The 18,195-nt window shown below is 42.0% G+C and carries 16 protein-coding genes; 7 read left to right on the top strand and 9 right to left on the bottom strand.

Annotated features, from left to right (window positions below):
• Positions 1 to 201: 201 nt before the first annotated feature.
• From nagA to nagB, 3 genes are read right to left on the bottom strand one after another with little or no spacing between them, the layout of a single operon-like run.
• Complete coding sequence (gene nagA / locus CYL31_RS08105) at positions 202 to 1,353, bottom strand: N-acetylglucosamine-6-phosphate deacetylase (RefSeq protein ID WP_249411735.1); 1,152 nt, start codon at positions 1,351 to 1,353, stop codon at positions 202 to 204.
• 11 nt (positions 1,354 to 1,364) lie between these two features.
• Positions 1,365 to 2,246 (bottom strand): glucosamine kinase nucleotide-binding domain-containing protein, encoded by an 882-nt coding sequence (locus CYL31_RS08100; RefSeq protein ID WP_212918414.1) that lies wholly within the window; start codon positions 2,244 to 2,246, stop codon positions 1,365 to 1,367.
• On the bottom strand, positions 2,243 to 3,043 hold the full coding sequence (nagB, locus tag CYL31_RS08095; protein ID WP_212918413.1) for a glucosamine-6-phosphate deaminase: 801 nt from the start codon (positions 3,041 to 3,043) through the stop codon (positions 2,243 to 2,245). The genes CYL31_RS08100 and nagB overlap by 4 nt, the downstream gene beginning before the upstream one ends.
• Before the next feature lie 262 nt (positions 3,044 to 3,305).
• Here nagB and CYL31_RS08090 point away from each other — a divergent pair, with 262 nt between their 5' ends.
• From CYL31_RS08090 to CYL31_RS08070, 5 genes are all read left to right on the top strand, one after another.
• Complete coding sequence (locus tag CYL31_RS08090) at positions 3,306 to 4,601, top strand: ABC transporter substrate-binding protein (protein ID WP_212918412.1); 1,296 nt, start codon at positions 3,306 to 3,308, stop codon at positions 4,599 to 4,601.
• An 85-nt stretch (positions 4,602 to 4,686) separates the two neighbouring features.
• On the top strand, positions 4,687 to 5,622 hold the full coding sequence (locus CYL31_RS08085; RefSeq protein WP_212918411.1) for a carbohydrate ABC transporter permease: 936 nt from the start codon (positions 4,687 to 4,689) through the stop codon (positions 5,620 to 5,622).
• A 10-nt stretch (positions 5,623 to 5,632) separates the two neighbouring features.
• Complete coding sequence (locus tag CYL31_RS08080; RefSeq protein ID WP_212918874.1) at positions 5,633 to 6,496, top strand: carbohydrate ABC transporter permease; 864 nt, start codon at positions 5,633 to 5,635, stop codon at positions 6,494 to 6,496.
• Positions 6,497 to 6,530: 34 nt separating this feature from the next.
• Positions 6,531 to 7,646 (top strand): ABC transporter ATP-binding protein, encoded by a 1,116-nt coding sequence (locus CYL31_RS08075; RefSeq protein WP_212918410.1) that lies wholly within the window; start codon positions 6,531 to 6,533, stop codon positions 7,644 to 7,646.
• Between the two features lie 69 nt (positions 7,647 to 7,715).
• Positions 7,716 to 8,471, top strand: a complete 756-nt coding sequence (locus tag CYL31_RS08070) for a GntR family transcriptional regulator (RefSeq protein WP_212918409.1) — start codon at positions 7,716 to 7,718, stop codon at positions 8,469 to 8,471.
• A 95-nt stretch (positions 8,472 to 8,566) separates the two neighbouring features.
• Here CYL31_RS08070 and CYL31_RS08065 read toward each other — a convergent pair whose 3' ends face one another.
• From CYL31_RS08065 to CYL31_RS08045, 5 genes are read right to left on the bottom strand one after another with little or no spacing between them, the layout of a single operon-like run.
• Positions 8,567 to 9,895, bottom strand: a complete 1,329-nt coding sequence (locus CYL31_RS08065; protein ID WP_212918408.1) for a DUF3422 family protein — start codon at positions 9,893 to 9,895, stop codon at positions 8,567 to 8,569.
• Between the two features lie 44 nt (positions 9,896 to 9,939).
• Positions 9,940 to 10,866: a GGDEF domain-containing response regulator gene (locus CYL31_RS08060; protein WP_212918407.1), complete on the bottom strand. Its 927-nt coding sequence runs from the start codon at positions 10,864 to 10,866 to the stop codon at positions 9,940 to 9,942.
• A gap of 5 nt (positions 10,867 to 10,871) precedes the next feature.
• Complete coding sequence (locus CYL31_RS08055; RefSeq protein ID WP_212918406.1) at positions 10,872 to 13,277, bottom strand: ATP-binding protein; 2,406 nt, start codon at positions 13,275 to 13,277, stop codon at positions 10,872 to 10,874.
• A 35-nt stretch (positions 13,278 to 13,312) separates the two neighbouring features.
• Positions 13,313 to 14,083: an avidin/streptavidin family protein gene (locus CYL31_RS08050; RefSeq protein ID WP_212918405.1), complete on the bottom strand. Its 771-nt coding sequence runs from the start codon at positions 14,081 to 14,083 to the stop codon at positions 13,313 to 13,315.
• A 13-nt stretch (positions 14,084 to 14,096) separates the two neighbouring features.
• Complete coding sequence (locus CYL31_RS08045) at positions 14,097 to 15,329, bottom strand: pepsin-like aspartic protease (protein WP_212918404.1); 1,233 nt, start codon at positions 15,327 to 15,329, stop codon at positions 14,097 to 14,099.
• Between the two features lie 94 nt (positions 15,330 to 15,423).
• Between CYL31_RS08045 and CYL31_RS08040 the strand changes: the two genes are divergently transcribed.
• The gene (locus tag CYL31_RS08040; protein ID WP_212918403.1) at positions 15,424 to 15,972 is read left to right on the top strand and encodes a hypothetical protein; all 549 of its coding nucleotides are present in this window, start codon (positions 15,424 to 15,426) and stop codon (positions 15,970 to 15,972) included.
• 23 nt (positions 15,973 to 15,995) lie between these two features.
• Here the strand turns inward: CYL31_RS08040 and CYL31_RS08035 are convergent, their stop codons facing one another.
• Positions 15,996 to 16,544, bottom strand: a complete 549-nt coding sequence (locus CYL31_RS08035; protein WP_212918402.1) for a lipocalin family protein — start codon at positions 16,542 to 16,544, stop codon at positions 15,996 to 15,998.
• Between the two features lie 99 nt (positions 16,545 to 16,643).
• Here CYL31_RS08035 and CYL31_RS08030 point away from each other — a divergent pair, with 99 nt between their 5' ends.
• Positions 16,644 to 18,161: a glycosyl hydrolase family 79 N-terminal domain-containing protein gene (locus tag CYL31_RS08030; RefSeq protein ID WP_249411734.1), complete on the top strand. Its 1,518-nt coding sequence runs from the start codon at positions 16,644 to 16,646 to the stop codon at positions 18,159 to 18,161.
• Positions 18,162 to 18,195: the final 34 nt, after the last annotated feature.

Genomic DNA, 18,195 nt, shown 5'->3' with positions numbered 1-18,195 from the left:
TGAGTTTTAAATAGCCCTTTAGGGGCCGGTTTTGCAAAAAAAATAGACTTGTACTTAGAAACTTTCAGGACGAGGATTTTATGAATAAAACAACGTATTGCAGAGTTAATAATTTTAGACTTCTTTCTAGCTTGTGCCGCCATAGTATAGAGATACACTTTGGATAGATAGCTTTAATTCCAACTTATTTAAAATAAGTTGCTACCTACCCCATACTTTTTGTCCATCGATCCAGGTTGATGTCACAAAATAATCTTCGCTTAAAGCAACAAGGCTAGCTCGATAACCCGCTTTAATACGGCCAAAATGTTGCTCTATTCCTAAAAACTCAGCAGGCCTTAAAGACGCCATTTGCAAGGCTTCCGTAGGTGTTCGCCCAATTAGATTAACGGTATTACGAACTGCGGTTGCCATATCTAAATCCGACCCTGCCAGTGTGCCATCTTCGGTGGTGACTTTGCCTTCACTACGAAGTACTTTTTTACCTAGAAATGGCATTTCTTTTTCATCTGACCCCACACTCTGAATCGCATCGGTTACTAAAAGCATGTGCTCACAGCCTTTCGCGGCAATAGCAACTCGCATACTAGCAGGATGAACATGATGCCCATCTGCAATTAAACCGCACCAAGTTGGTATATCTGTTTGTAATGCCGCACCAACCACACCCGGCTCACGGCTAATTAAAGGCGTCATAGCATTAAACAAATGGGTGAAACCACGAGCACCATCCATCACAGCTTGCCTTGCTTGATCATAATTGGCAGCAGAATGACCAATACAAACAATAACACCTTCAGCAACAAGCCATTCAATAAAACCTTCTGGCACCTGCTCTGGCGCTAATGTCAGCATAAGTTTTCCGCTGCGGCTCACTTCTAATAACGTAGCTAGTTTACCTTCTGTAGGTTTGCGCAGCTTAGATTCGTTATGAACGCCTTTACGAATTGGATTGAGGTAAGGACCTTCATAATGCATCCCCAAAATACCCGCTATATTTTGCTTAAGTGCTTGGCAAACCGCTTGATGTGCTTGTGACATTATTTCGTAATCATCGGATATTAACGTTGGCATCATAGCAACCGTGCCGAATTGAGCATGCACAGCCACCATACGCTCCAATGCTTCAATTGTCGGCGTATGGTTAAACAATGCACCGCCACCACCATTAACATGCACGTCAATAAACCCAGGCACTAGCAAATCAACAACATCTATAGTCTCAAGAGATTGTTCATCAGAAAAATCAGCCACAGAGACAATAGATTCAATCACTTGACCGTTAAAAGTCACTTTTTGATTAGTGAGCCAGTTTTCACCGTCGAACAGACGTTTTGCAAATACCGTTGTCATCTTATGTTCCCTCATATTGCTTTCCTTCCAATTTGAGCTTTAGCCATCAAAATGGCACCCGCCATGGCATCACCCTTTGGCTGACAAAAGTAAGGCGAAAAACGCTCAGGTAAATATTCTAAAATGGCTTCTGAGACGCCGCCGACCAAAACGATCTTATGGGCACCTTTGGTGATTAAAGCGTCTAAATACTGACTGACCCATTCCACTTGCTGTTGGATGATTTTCAACGCAATAGGATCTTTTTGCTGAGCAAATTGAAACACCTGAACAGCAAAAGCGCCGTATTCTTTCGGCAATGGCGCACGGTTCTGATACAAAACGTACTCTTCTGCTGACAACGAAAATTCAACGTTAATGCTGTCGGTAAAGGGTGTCGAAGGAGAAATACCATCTAACGCTGCTAACGAATATTCTAATGCGGACAAGCCAATACGGGCTCCGCTTCCTTGATCAGATAACGGAAAGCCCCAACCACCAACAATACTAAATCGTTCATTTTGATAAACGACACCACAACTGCCAGTGCCTAATATCAATAACGCGCCATCTTCGCCGTTAAACGCCCCTAAACAAGCCGCATGAGCATCCGTTAATAAATAGCGCTGGCCAAATGGAGACTTTTGAGCAATCACCTGTTCTTGTTCTAACGGCTGATTGGCACCCGCCAAACCTAAACCTAAGGTGATTTTTGAATAGGCTTCGGGAGGAATATTGCCTTGATGGCATGCTTCAAGGCAGGCATTGATAATGTTCTGCCATGCCGCCTCTATCCCTATTCTTGGATTACCCGAGCCACCGACCGCCTCACCTAATACATTGCCATCGCCATCAACCAAGCGGGCGCGGCAAAAAGTACCGCCGCCGTCCACACCAATATATAAACCGCTCATGCCAAACTTCCCTCGTGCAATTGTTGACGTTTTTGTTCGCACCATTGGTAATATTCTTTTAGCTCTAATAAGCCAGCCGCCTCTTCATCCAATACTATGGTTGCCGCTTCATGTAATTGCAGTGCCGACGCTGGACACATTGCAGAAAGCGGCCCTTCAATCATGGCCTTTACCGCCTCAGCTTTCGCCTTTCCGGTTGCCATTAACAACACTGCATTACTATCCAAAATGGTACCAATTCCCATCGTTAACGCTAAATGAGGCTGAAACTCACCGTCTTTGAAAAAACGCTTATTCGCTATAACAGTAGATTCAGACAAGGTTTTGATACGCGTGCGCGAAGCAAAACTAGAAGTAGGCTCATTAAAGCCAATATGACCATTTAAGCCGATACCTAAAATCTGTAAATCAATACCACCCGCTTGCTGAATACTCGCTTCATAATCCTGCGCACTTTTCTTTAAGGCGCTAGCCTCTTGGCTCTCGGCTAATGGCACATGTGTATTGGAGACAGGGATATCAATCGCATCAAACAGGTGTTGATTCATAAAGGTTCGATAACTCTGCTCATGAGAATCGGCAATACCAATATATTCATCCAAGTTAAAACTAATCGTTTGTCGGAACGATACTTGCTTAGATTGATGACGCAACACCAACTCTTTGTACAAAGCGATGGGCGTGGATCCCGTTGCCAACCCTAAAACAGGATTCGTTTTGGTATTAATCATATCAACGACACGATCAGCCGCATACAAGGCCACATCATGAGCAGATGGGAGAATGATAACTTGCATAAGAATCCTCTTTCCTAACCAGAACAAATACAAAACCAATATAAAACCAATTAAAGCGCAAGATCCATTTATTTTCCACAATCCTGTCATATTTATTTGCTTGAGAGAATAATTGGTGCTAATTTTTAAAAACAAGCAATACCTAAAAAATACCAATAGGTATTTTTTAATATAAATACGAATAAAATTTTAGTAGCAAAGAACATCTAATAAAAAAGAAAGCAACCACAGCACAATTGGAAAACACAATCGGAGAGTACTCATGTTTAATGTTCGTTCCGCTTCACTTGAAACAAAAACAGCAACAAAAACGATTACAAAGCTAACTTGCCTAGCCGCCATCTTGCTTAGCAGCACAGGCATAGCACAAGCAGCAAATGGTTTGTCGATTGAAAGTTGGCGCAGTGATGATGCTAATATCTGGAATGATGTCATCATCCCAGCTTTCAACAAAAGCCATCCAGATACAAAAGTAAACTTTGCCCCAACCCCTCCAACGGAATACAACTCTGCCTTACAAGCTAAATTAAAAGCAGGCTCTGCTGGCGATTTAATCACTTGTCGTCCGTTTGATACGGCGTTAGATCTTTATAAAGACGGTTATCTTGCAAACCTAAATGATCTAAAAGGCCTAAAGCAATTCTCTGACGTGGCGAAAAGTGCATGGGTCACGGACGATGGCAAAGACCAATTCTGTATGCCTGTTGCATCGGTTATTCATGGCTTTGTTTACAACAAAGAAATTTTTAAAGAATTGAATTTATCCGTGCCTAAAACCCGTGATGAGTTTTTCAAGACACTTGATACCATCAAATCAGAAAGTCGTTATATACCCTTAGCAATGGGAACCGCTGATCAGTGGGAAGCCGCAACAATGGGGTTCCAGAATATCGGACCAAACTATTGGGAAGGTGAAAAAGGTCGTAAAGCTCTACTAAGCGGCAAAGAAAAATTAACCGACAAAGCTTACGTAGATACTTGGAAAGAACTTGCCCAGTGGAAACCGTATCTAGGTCGAGGATTTGAAGCACAGAAATATTCTGACTCACAGAACCTTTTCACCTTAGGTCGTGCTGCCATCTACCCAGCCGGCTCTTGGGATATTCAGACGTTCAATAATCAAGCGGATTTTGAATTCGGCGCCTTTCCGCCGCCAGTAGCGAAAGCAGGAGACACTTGTTACATCAGTGATCACACCGATATGGGTATTGGCATAAATGCCAGTTCAACTAATAAAGAAGCCGCTAAAGTCTTCTTAAATTGGATGGCAAGTAAAGAGTTCGCCACACTTTATGCGAATGCGGTACCGGGCTTCTTCCCATTGTCTGATCATCAAATAGACATCAAGGATCCTGTTGCGCAAGAGTTTATGAGCTGGCGTCAACAGTGCAAATCGACCATTCGTAACTCTTATCAAATCCTGTCTCGTGGTACACCAAACTTGGAGAACCAACTTTGGAACGTCAGCGCTCAGGTAATCAATGGCACCATGACACCAGAAGCCGCCGCCAAAGAAACACAGGACGGTTTGGAACAATGGTATAAACCTCAGCAATAAACTAAACCATTAAGAGGTCGTCCATTGGGGCGCCCTCTTAACTAAATGCAATTTATCTAGATAGCACGTTACATTGAGATAAACTATGAATCCATCCAACCAACATGACGAAAAGAAACCTTTCCCATGGCACTTGGTATTTTTCCTTGGGCCTGGATTGCTTATTTACGTTGTATTCAGTGTTTACCCCTTGCTCGATACACTCGTCTTAAGTTTATACAACGAGCAACAAGGGCAAACTAGCTTTGTCGGCCTGCAAAATTTCATTACCTTAGTAACAGACGATACTTGGTCACAGGCTTTTTGGAACGCTCTTGGCAATAACTTCAAATTTTTCGCAATTCACATGCTTGTACAAAACCCAATTGGTCTACTTTTAGCGGTTTTATTAAGCTCGCCAAAGCTGCGTTTATCCGGCACTTATCGAACTCTCATATTTATGCCGACCATGCTTTCTGTGGTGATTATAGGTTTCGTTTGGCAGTTGTTGTTAAGCCCTATTTGGGGAATTTCTGAGAACTTCCTTTATAGCATTGGTCTTGGTCAATACTTCGATGCTTGGCTTGGCAAAGAAAGCAGCGCATTGATCACCCTTGCCTTTATCTCCGTCTGGCAGTTTGTCGGTATTCCGATGATGTTGATTTATGCCACCTTGCTTAATATTCCTGATGACATTGTCGATGCCAGCGTGGTTGATGGTGCAAATTCATTTCAGACCTTTTGGCACATTAAATTACCGTTAATTTTGCCAACTATCGCCATGGTATCAATTTTAACCTTTGTGGCGAATTTCAATGCATTTGAACTGATATATGCGGTAAAAGGCGCCCTTGCCGGCCCAGATTTCTCGACCGATTTAATGGGAACTTTCTTCTATCGAACATTCTTTGGCTTCCAGCTACAACAAGGCAGCGCATCCATGGGTGCCGCAGTGGCAACGCTTATGTTCTTGATCATTTTGATGGGCGTTATGTTGTTCTTATTCTTTATTCAACGTCGCATTCAGCGATTCCAATTTTAAGGAGGCTATGATGAAACTATTGAGTCGTCTTATACCTTCCTCTGGAATGAGACAAGTACCCAAAAGTGTCACTGTACACGCTGTGTTATTGGCCTATACCGTGATAGCGCTCTTCCCAATTATTGTCGTTGTAATCAATGCCTTTAAAGAGCGTCGCGCTATTTTCCGTGATCCGCTCGGCTTACCAGACAGTAATTCCTTTACCTTAGTGGGCTTCCAGCAAGTTCTATTGAGATCAGACTTCGGCTTGTATTCTTGGAACAGTTTGGTCGTCACTATTTTGGCGGTCGGTTTGGTACTTTTACTTGGCGCGATGGCCGCTTGGGCGCTGACTGAATACAAATTTAAGGGCAACTTATTGATTACCTTTTTGTTTGCCATGGGCATCATGATACCGATCCGTCTTGGCACGGTGAGTATTTTAAGCCTGATGGTCAGCTTGGATCTTGTGAATACGCTTACCGCGCTAGTTTTAGTGTACATAGCGCAAGGCCTGCCCCTTGCCGTGTACATATTATCGGAGTTTGTACGCACTATTCCGAAGGAACTCACAGAGGCTGCGCGTTGCGATTCAGTTAGCGAATACAAGATTTTCTTTTGTGTGATCTTGCCACTTCTGAAACCTGCGATGGCAACCGTTGCCGTATTCACCATGATTCCGATTTGGAATGATTTATGGTTCCCGCTGATACTCGCACCAGGTGAGGAAACACGCACTATTACCCTTGGCGTACAGCAGTTTGTTGGTCAATACGTCACAGACTGGAACTCAGTTTTGTCAGCGTTAACTTTGGCGATCGTTCCTGTACTGATCCTATACACCATTTTTTCAAGACAATTGATCCGCGGCTTAACCAGCGGAGCGGTCAAATAATAGTTTATATATTTGACCGTTGGAGGTTTATTTCATGGCTAGTGTAAAACTTAACAATATTAAAAAACGCTTTGGCGATGTGGACGTACTTCATGGCATCGACCTTGATATCAAAGACGGCGAATTTGTCGTATTGATTGGCGAATCTGGTTGTGGCAAATCAACCTTATTGCGTTTGCTGTCTGGATTGGAAGACATCACCGAAGGCGACTTATATATCGATGAAGAGCGCGTCAATGGACGCTCTCCTGCTAAGCGCGGCATCGCTATGGTGTTTCAATCTTATGCTTTGTACCCTCATATGAACGTGTTTAAAAACATGGCATTTGGTTTAAAAATCTCAGGAAAAGACAAGGCTTTTGTGAACAACAAGGTGATGGAAGCGGCGAAGAAGCTAAAGATTGATCATTTATTGGAGCGATTGCCGCGAGAATTGTCTGGCGGTCAACGCCAGCGCGTTGCTATAGGTCGTGCCATTGTACGCGATCCAAAAGTCTTCTTATTTGATGAGCCTTTGTCTAACTTAGACGCCTCACTACGAGTTCAAACTCGTGTTGAGCTTGGCAAGCTTCATCAGGAACTAAAAGCCACGGTGGTTTATGTGACTCACGATCAAGTAGAAGCCATGACACTGGGCGATAAAATCGTGGTCATGAACAAAGGACGTGTCGAACAAGTTGGCGCACCGCTGGATTTGTACCACCATCCGAAAACACAATTTGTCGCTGGTTTCATTGGCTCACCAAAAATGAACTTTTTAAAAGCGAAGATCAGTCAATCTGACCCTGAAAACACGCAACTTGTGCTAGAATCTGGCCGCGTTATTCAAGCCTCAGTCGATTCTTCGTCTTTGAAGCAGGGCGATATAGTACAACTAGGCATACGACCAGAACATATGGCGCTCAACTGCGAAAGCAACATGGTAGAAGGCAAAGTCACTCTGATTGAACACCTTGGTGAGTTGTCCTATTTGTATGTCGATATTGGGCAAGAAGGTGAAATAGTGCTTAAGGTGGATGGCGACAACCAACACCAAGCTGGCGACCAGATCACCTTTGGCATTCAACCTAATCGCTTGTATTTATTTGATCGCCAAGGCAACGCCTTAACAAGGGTCAACGCGCATACGTCAGCGGCTATCCCCCTTTAGAGCTGACATACTTAGCTCTTAGAAAAACAAGTACGAATACGGGAGCCCCTTCCCGTTCAGGACACTGATATGAATCAAAATCGGGTTAATGAATTATTTGGCGCGGCTCAAGCATTGAGAGAAAAAGGCATTCCTCTTTATATGCAGGTAAAAAAAGCCATTTTAGCGTCTATTTCTGCAGGCCGAGTGCTTGGTGGAGATACACTTCCGCCAGAACGTGATCTGGCCAAATATTTAGATGTTTCACGCGTCACTGTACGTCGAGCTATCGATGAGTTAGTAAAAGAAGATGTATTGACGCAACGCCAAGGCGCAGGAACCTTCGTCAGCGAGCGAGTTGAGCAGCCTCTGAATCACCTGCGTAGCTTTACCGAAGTCATGAAAGCACGCGGTAAAGCCATTACGTCCAAATGGCTAGATCGCTCTTTGGGAATGCCTCATACAGATGAATGCAAAGCCCTTAAGCTGTCAGCAGAACAAGAGGTTGTGCGCTTTTATCGTTTGCGTTACGCCGACGGCAAGCCCATGGCACTTGAGCTAGCAACGATTCCAAGCAATTACATTCTTAACCCTTTTGCGATGGAAGGGTCTCTGTACGATTTATTAGAGCAACAAGGCTGCCGCCCAGTTCGCGCATTCCAACGCCTTCGTGCCATTAGCATTGACGAACAGCGAGCCCAATTGCTCGATATCCCAGAACTTAGCGCTGTGCTTTACATTGAACGTACCGCTGTAACGCAAGATGGCACGCCCATTGAATTTACGCGTTCATGGTTTCCTGGGGATTCTTACGACTTCGTTGCAGAGATACATAATACGGTTTGATAAAGTCTTTAGAAACAAATCTCTAATCACAAAAAAGGCTTTCTACGGTAACAAGAGAAAGCCTTTTTTTATGTGTGTTAAAAAAACAACGACGACTACTTTTCTTCTTTCGCCTTAGCCAACAACAAAAAGCGTTTATGTATTTTTCGAGTCGCGAGCCACACACTGCCAACAACAAGAGGCACCGACAAACCAATAACTAGGCTTTTATCAAAACTCACGCCTTTGTCGTACACGGCTTCGATCAAAAACTTCAATAACCCTACGCTGTAGTAACTAATCGCTGCAACAGACAAGCCTTCAACAGTATGTTGCATAGCAAGTTGAATTTTTGAACGACGATCCATCGAAGTGAGCAATTGTTGATTCTGAGATTGAATCGACATTTCCACTTGAGTACGCATCATATCCGACACTCTGTCGATACGAGTAGAAAGGCTTTCTAAATGATTGCCTGCTGTATTACAGGTTCTCACTGCGGGTGTTAAACGACGAGTCATAAATTCGGTAATGGTTAAATGCCCCGATACTTCGTCTTCTTTTAGCTCATTTAAACGCTTTAAAACCAACTCATGATACGCCCTTGTGGCACTGAATCGAAAAGACGTTTTAGAGCGAGTCGCTTCAACCCAAGCAGCCATATCGATTAACTCACTCAACAGGGCTTGTTCATCAAGTGGCTCTGTTGCATCTGACAAGCTGGCTGTGGTTTGAGCCAACTCTTCGTCCATCGCAACCAGTTCTGCGTTGTACTTACGTGCCATGGGCAATGCCAATAACGCCATCAAACGGTAGGTTTCAATCTCGACTACGCGCTGAACCATGCGGCCCAGTTGACTATCACTCATACGCTTGTTGTAAATCAAAAAGCGCCCACAGCCATCACTGTGCAGCTGAAAAGTGGTCCAGACTTGAGCATCACCATTTTGAGGTCGACTACCGACTAAACGCATACCTTCAAAGTGGCTTTTAACAAGGGCCAGATCTGGTTCAGGAATAGTTCGGGCATCTTCAACCGACACATGAAAAGCGGCAATGGTAATGCCAGGCATGCTTGATAACCACTCAAGCGGTAAATAAGCCAAGGCATTTTGATCAAAAAAACCCAGCTCCGTATCGACCTGAGTGTGGATAATCATGTAAGAGATAAATTCAAGGTGCTTATCGCGGCGAACCTTAAAATGACCAAAATCTACCTCAAAACACACACTGTCATTTTCAGGCGGAGTACCATTAAAATGATTGTATAGTAAACAGAAATGTTCGAACTCTGCTTGTTTTTGATCTGCTCCAACAATTACTGCGAGATAACTGATTCTAGCTGGACTAGGAAGCACCTGAAAAGGACGTGAATGCAGCTCTGCATACAGCGCATCTCGTAATGGATGCATCTCTAAGCCGTATGAATTATTAACCTTGTTCATTGTGTTATCTGTCAAACCTTCTATTAGAGTGATTTAAAAAAACATCACTCAACAACTGCGTGTAGGTTACTCGGTAAGTCCCATAATATTTTATTTTTACCGCTTTTTTTAGCAAGTCCAAGCATATCATCTGCAGCATTAAAAAAGTCCTCGCTGCGACATTTTTGGCTAGGCGATTTTGTAGCGCCCCCAACACTGACCGTTACTTTGCCACTAAAGTCTTCATGACTGTAAGCCAAGTTCAGCGCCTCGACACCTTGCATACAACGACGGGCCACTTCAATTGACTCTTCTTGAGAATGATCAGGCAACAAAACCACAAATTCTTCACCACCATACCGCGCTACAAGACCTTTATCTACAAGTTGGTTGGCTAATACTGTAGCCACTTGCTGAAGCACCTTGTCACCTGTGGCGTGCCCATAACAATCGTTATACTGTTTGAAATTGTCGATATCAATCACTAATAAAGAAAGGCAGGCTTGATGGGCAATGGCTCTTTGCCATTCTTGTTCAAGAACATCTTGATATTTACGACGATTGGCAAGCGATGTTAAAGGATCAATATTGGCTAATTTTTCTAACATTTTGCGCTGTTTCGCAAGCTGCAAATGAAGACGCACACGAGCCTGAACTATATTCGTGTGCAATGGTTTTTGAATGTAATCACTGGCCCCCATTAATAACGCTTTTTCTTCATGACTCGAATCATTTAAGGCGGTAATAAAAATCACAGGAATAGCACTTGTACGCGCATCATGGCGAAGACGAGCCATGGTTTCAAAGCCATCCATTTCAGGCATTACCACATCTAATAAAATCAAATCAGGCTGATATTCAATGGCTTTTCTAATACCCTGCTCACCACTTTTTGCAAGCATAACGACAACATCATCGTTAAGCATATCGCTGATTATTTTCAGATTAATTTTTTCGTCATCAATGACTAAAATGCTTTGCTCTTCTGTCATCGTCTTTAATCGCCTTGAAGTTCCAAAATAAGCTGAGATGCTTTTACAGCAGCAATCTCAAACTCAATATTTTTTATATCGAAAATTAAGTTTTCGATATCTAACGTATATTTGGTCCCCCTAACTGTTTTGCGTAATAAACTAAAATGATTTTCTACAAAAAAGTCTGATTTCTTTAACAAAGGAACAATAGTTTTCAGTTTTATTACCAAATCTTTTTTACTAAACCCATTAGCATCCTCACTATATTCAACAAGAGAAGAGTACGGCATCAATATGTTTTGCAATGAGTCAACCAAATCATTAACCATCGATTCAAGACGATTTATAAAATGTAAGTCTGGCGATTTATGTTCAATAGCATCTTCTAACTCAGCACAATAAGAGGATAATTCGAATGCTCCTATATAAGCCGAGTTTGATTTTAGTGAATGAAGCACATTCGATAAATCACTACCTACAAAATCACGCAAAGAAAACACCTTGTATTTAGCATAAAATGCCGTTGCAATTTCAAGGTATAAACTTGTTTTTCCATTAAGACTTTGAATAGCCTCTTTGATAGATAATGTATCTATTGATGACAGCTTAGACAATACCGCGTCATAAGAAGAGTAATGGCCAGAAACGAAAAAATCATGAGTTTGTAAAGAGTTATGTGTGTTTTTCCCGTCGAGATGTTTTTGTAACGTTTTGTATAACTCTGACTTTTGAATTGGCTTATCTAAATGTGCGTTCATACCTGCTTGAGCAGACTGTTTTCTTGCCTCATCTGAGACATGAGCCGTCATGGCAATTATCGGAATATTGCCATATACAGAAGACTGTCTAATGCTTCTAGCCGCCGCTAAACCATCCATGACTGGCATTTGAATATCCATCAACACCAAATCATATTTTTTATTATTTAATTTATAAATAGCCTCTTTACCATTTTCAACCACATCTACATTTATAGCGGTATCACCTAAATAGCCTAAAACAACCTTCTGATTTATTAAGTTATCTTCTGCTAATAAAACATAATACTGCGATAAGTCCGGAATTTTTCCATTTCCGTAAAATAGCTTTTCATCCCCCACCCCTTCTATTTCTTCGTTGATAAACACCTTAACTATTTCATTACTAGCCATTCCTTCTTCTTGAATAGATATATTCGATGCAATATTAAGAGGTAAAGTAAAACTAAACGTAGAACCTTGCCCTAATTCACTATGCACCCAAATATCACCACCCATCAGTTCACAAAGTTGGCGAGAGATAGTTAAACCCAAACCCGTTCCACCAAACTGACGGGTAATGCTGTCGTCAGCCTGCTGAAAAGATTGAAAGAGTTGCTCGGCATGCGCTTTAGATATGCCTATACCAGTATCAATCACATCACATCTGAGCAAAACACCTTTATCATTACTTTCATCTGTATACATTCGCACACATATGCCGCCACGCTCGGTAAATTTGACTGCGTTGGTCACAAGATTAATCAGCACTTGCTGTATACGTAGCGGGTCACCCAAAAGGGTGGGTGGTAGTGATGGAGAAATATCGACTGTTACCGCTAGCTTTTTTTCTTCGGCTTTGATTGAGTTCATATTGACCGCATGCTGAACAATCGACTTTGGAGAAAAAGGCACCGCTTCTATGGACATTTTACCTGCCTCGATCTTCGAAAAATCTAGCACATCATTCACCAGACTAAGCAGGGTTTCACCAGAAGATAAAATGGTATTGATATAGTCTTTTTGCTCATTACTTAAAGAGGTTTTCAAACTTAGATGACTTAATCCAATCACCGCATTAATAGGAGTGCGTATTTCATGACTCATTCTGGCAACAAATGAAGATTTGGCTTCCAATGCATCTTCTACCGTACGTTTCGCACTTTCTAACTCTTTGGTTCGTTCTTGTACCTTGTGGTCAAGATCTTGATTGATCGTCTCTAGTGCTGTGCTGTACTCAAACAGCTTTTCATTGGCTTTTAATGCAACGATTTCTGCTTCTTTTATTTTTGTAATATCTCGACTCACGCCACAGACAAAGATAGGCTTACCTAATGCATCAAAAATCGGCACCAACAAAGTATCAACATAGACATCTTTACCATCATAAGTAGCGTATTGGGCAACAGAAATAGGCTCTCGTGCGGAGATAGCTTTCCGATAAGAACTGTATAGACCCTCTACAATATCATCGCCCCACGTTTCTCTAATGTTCATACGGTGAATTTTCGCCTCTCTTGATAACCCCATTATCTCTCTTGATGCTGGGTTATTATCAAACAAGGAAAACTCACCGTTAGGCTCTACGGACATAATAAACATAAGGTCTGCAGAGTAGCTCCACAGCTTCAAAAAACAATCAATAACTACTTGATCATGTTCAGTTTGATCAAATGAATTAATCAAATCCATACTACTATGCCCCATCTGTTTAATAGTCCTTGTGGTTATTTTTTACGGAGTAACCAACTTTCAACATCAGACTGATAGTAAACATTTTCGGGACTTGTGGCGTTAGCAAGCCACCTAGATAGCTGTAAAGAATTGTTACTCACATCTAACCATCCACTCAATGACACAGGAACATCCCTGCCAGACATATAACCGCATACACTGATACTTTGACGACCTAAGCCACTAACCACTGTATCCGTGAACCCTTTCAGAGTGATTATCGTATTCTGGTATTCAACAACACCTTGCACCAAACCATAATCACTATTTGTAACCGTTAAGCCTAATTGAACACCCGGGTTAACACCAACCCACTCACCATTGATAGGGTTATTAAACGTCACACCTTCTGACTCAGAGTTTAAAGAAAGTATGAATGGATCAGGTGTGCTCGACACTTTTTGGAAGGTCAATTTATCGATGTAATCCCCCGCAGAGAATCCATTAAAGTCACATGTAGCAACGAGTGAATTAGTGACACTTAGCTCACCAGTACCTAAAAGCTGGCCACAATAAGTTGATACCCAATGCCAGCTTTCATCAGGTGTTTCTGCATTAATGGGATGCCAATAGATTGAAAGCACCACAGCTAGACCTTTACTTTCTGAAGGTTTATCTGGTGAACATTGCCCAATGACGCTATAGATTCCTGTAGAACCCGTTGTCGATGAATATTGACCAACTATGGCACCATACTCTAAGAGCAACAGATCCATTTTTGAGCCGTAGCTATTCACCCAAGAACCATTTAACTCCTGAGACATAACCCCTCCTATTTTAAGAATGAAAAATACGTGCTACCGAATCTTGTTTGGTCGTAATAATTTTTGGCCCATCGAGCTTATTAAAGATCCACATTCCAACAGGTGTTATCAAACTTTGAGAGCCATCAGAAACAATATTGTATTCATACACAGTATATAAATAGTCCATAAGCACAGAGCCCACCAATACAAGATCCTTCATCCCATCTAAAGGGGCAAATTGAGAAATAGATTTACCTTTACCATCCCCCTCCTCAATCAAAACATCATAAATTGAAGATGAAATCACTAATTTACCCGTCTCATTTCGATCAGTTTTCCCAAGCTCAATCGTTACGTCTTTGCCATACAAAGAAGTCAGTTTAAAAGCTTCATTCATTAACGAAGGGTCTCCTTTGAATTGAGAAGAGCCAGAGTCTAGGGAAAAGAAATAAGTAGGTTCTGAAGAATCGCCTTCTTCAATTAGTTTTTCATCACCCACCGCAAAAGTAGTCAGCGGACTTGTCCAAATATAGGCAACCGAAGCAATCGAATAAGGTTCCCAAGGTAAAAATAAATATTCTCTACTCTCTCGGTAATCTTGATTAAGCTGCCCAAATGCAACTTGGCCGCGCTTGCTATCGATATCAGTTAGAAAAGCCACATAAGGACGCTTCGCATTGACTACCCCTTGATCCACCAAGCTTTGGACGAAATGAAATGACGTAGGTTCTGGCTCCTTGCTTGGCACCATCCCACGATAGGACTGATAAACAGCGTGAACATCGGACAAATCCGTTGTGCTTGGGATACCAATGCCCCCATCCCAATCAAGCTCTTCAAACTGAGAACCTTCATAAGATTCTGCTAAATATATGTCCGAAGACACAGACACCAAGCCATTATCCATTTGATCCAGTATGTCTGGCGTTAAGGTGAAAATATCCTTACCCGTCTGTACCTGCATACTTCCCCATGGACCAAAATCGACATCAATCGGCTTCGTACTTATCCATGAAAAGCTCGTCGATTTGTCATAAACAAACTCTTTACCTCCATAATGATGACAAGTGTCCGATCCACATAAGCTAGAAGTCACCCAAATAAAGTTACTGCCAGTATCAAAGGAAAACTTTAACGGTTGCGCAGTCGTACCAAGCCCAATATAAGCATACCAAGGTGACGCACCATTATTCTGATAAGGGCCCCGACCAAGAGAAATAGTAATCCCCTTTCCTTCACTTTTTACTGATAACGACTTATCCATACTTCCTCCAGAAAAACACAGTGTATACTTGACCATACTTACTAATGAACGTACGCCAAATGTGTGACAAAAAAACATTCAGGATCATAAGCTTATGAGCATTTCAATCATTAAATCCAGCATCCTTATCTTAGGATGTGCTTTTATCAGCCTAGTGCATGGCAACGATTTAATCGCTTTTGGGAAAGACTGTTTGGTAAAGGAGCAACGCTTAAATAAAGCCAAGAATAGATTAGAAGCGTTATCGCTTCGATCAGAAAGGACACAGAGAAAAAATAGTCAGTCACTAAACTATTTAGATCGCTATCAGGCAGAGTTGGCAGAATTAGAAGCAGAAGTAGCCGATTGCGCAGAAACAGAACCAAATAGCACTTACTGCCACCAAGTTAGACACAGATACAATGAATTAACCTACCTAATTCAGCGAGTCAAAACAGAAGCCATGGATAACGATTTTGGTGATAATGACACAACCATTAATTACGAGATAACAAGAAATAATTTCAATCGACGCTATGATGACTTCCTAGCCTTATGTCGAGATTCAAATGCACACTATTCACTGATTCAAAACCCAACAGCTTATGCAGAAGTTTGTTCTAATCAATCAGCAAAAGAATCCATAACTTGCTCTCTTTTCTAAAAAGAGAGCATCACAGGAAAACATTAACTGGCTGGTACATTACTGCTTTGCACTACATTAACCAACTTATCCATCGGGAAGCCTAGAGCTTCCGCTTTTAGCAGTAATCGACGCTTAACGTCTTCTGGCATCGTTGGGGTACGAGACAACAGCCAGAAATAATCACGACTCGGGCCAGAAATCATGGCGTATTGGTAGTCTTTTTTATCCAACTCAAAAATCACGTAGGCACCATAAAACGGCCCGAAAAACGATACCTTTAAATGGCCAACATCTGAAGAATTTACAAAATAAGCGCGACCTTCGGCTTCTCGCCATTTTTTATCTTCCGCAGAATAACCTCGGTTAAGCACTGCAACACCACCGTCACCACGCATAGAGTAAGTTGCCGTGACATTAGACAAGCCCTCTTCAAAAGCATGATCTTGGCGAACAATTTCATACCAAGTCCCTAAATAACGCTCTACTTGAAATTGCGTTACTGGATCAATATTTTTAGGCGCGCTAGTACAACCAACTAATAAAGTGCAGCCAGCTAATAAAATCGCCATTATCGAAACCATTACTTTCATCGAAGTATCCTTTATAAAAAATCGCAGCGTTTAAAGCATCATACAAATGTCACATTTTTATTGCAGTCTAGCAAAACCTATTGTGAGGGAAGAAACCTCTTGTTTAGTACTAGACTAATACGTCCATGGAATCAAAGACGACACAACATTCGCCAAAATAAATCACTTGTCGTTAATCTTAACAGCACAACGCCTATTACAACCATAGACCCTAGATACTTATCTTTCTCGATTGATATTTCAGTACTCGCGGGTGGTTTCTGGTGGGAAGGCAGTAAAGGAACGCAGTGCGGGCTTGGCACTCAGCGGGTTGAACCTCTCAACTTACAACAAGACAAACTCGATTTATTGGTAAAAGCGCTCGGCTCAGCTTATGTTCGAGTCGGTGGATCAGAAGCCGACAAGGTTCGTTACTTTACGAGCACTCCCCCTTCAACTAATAGCAACTCCCCATCTAATAGAAACTCCCCAGCTAATAGAAACTCAGACGCACTTATCATCACACAGGAAATGTGGCATCAGCTTCATGATTTTTGTCAGCGTAATGATTTAGACCTCATGTTCACTATGAAATACGGCCTGTTTGAACGACGTCAACAAGGCACATGGCAAGCAACAGAAGTTAAAAAATTATTAGAATACAGCCAAGCGCACGGACAAAACATAGACATTTGCGAACTGGGTAATGAGCTAAATGCCTATTGGGCATTTCATGGCTTAACCTCACAACCTAGCGCGCGTAATCTTGCCAAAGACTACGATACGTTTATCCGTTGTGTTCGCCAATGTAGCCCAGATAGCAAGGTTGCAGGTCCAGGCAGTGCTTTTTGGCCACGAATCGGCGAAGCCATCAAACCCTTAAGTAATATCTCCGCACCGTTCCTAGGCTATCTGGAAGAACATCTAGATATTGTTGATTGGCATTATTACCCATTTCAAAGCAGCCGCTCTCCGGTTAAAACTCGCGCAGCAACCATCAAAAATATTCTCTCTCCAAGCTCTCTCATGGATTATGAGCGATATTCGAAGCAACTCGAAAAACTTCGTGACCAGTATCAGCCTAGAGCTCAACTGTGGACAGGAGAAACTGGCTCAGCTCAATGCGGTGGACAAGCCAAACTATCAGACCGTTTTGTATCTTGTTTTTGGTGGGCAGATCAACTTGGTCGAGGCGCAAAAATCGGTCAGAAAGTCATGATAAGACAAAGTCTAATCGGCGGTGATTACGCCCTTATTAATCGACAAACTTTGAAACCCAACCCAGATTATTGGGTCAGTTGGCTATGGGGAAAGCTAATGGGAGAGCGCGTTTTTGACGTACAAAGCAACGACCCATTTGTACAGATTTATTGCCATAGCGCCAAAAAAGAAGGCAAATGCACCCTTCTTATTATTAATATGTCAGCCAACCCCAAAATTTTACACTGTAACGGTTTTGGCTCTAAAAAGCGTCGTTTTGAAATCACCGCGGACTCTCTCACATCAAAAAAGATTCGCATCAACGGCCTCAAGCCCAAATTTAAAAATGGCAAAGTCAAACTTAGCGATTTCCCCAAACTATCCAAGCTCGATCTTGTCAGCCCTTATAGCATTAACTTCTGGTGTTTTACTGTGTAACAAATAGAGACACTCAAAAAAATAAATAGAAATG

Source organism: Marinomonas sp. A3A (genome assembly GCF_018336955.1).
Taxonomy (GTDB): Bacteria; Pseudomonadota; Gammaproteobacteria; order Pseudomonadales; family Marinomonadaceae; genus Marinomonas; species Marinomonas lutimaris.
The sequence above is the reverse complement of the archived record's forward strand: the minus strand, read 5'-3'. Positions and strand labels throughout refer to the sequence as shown.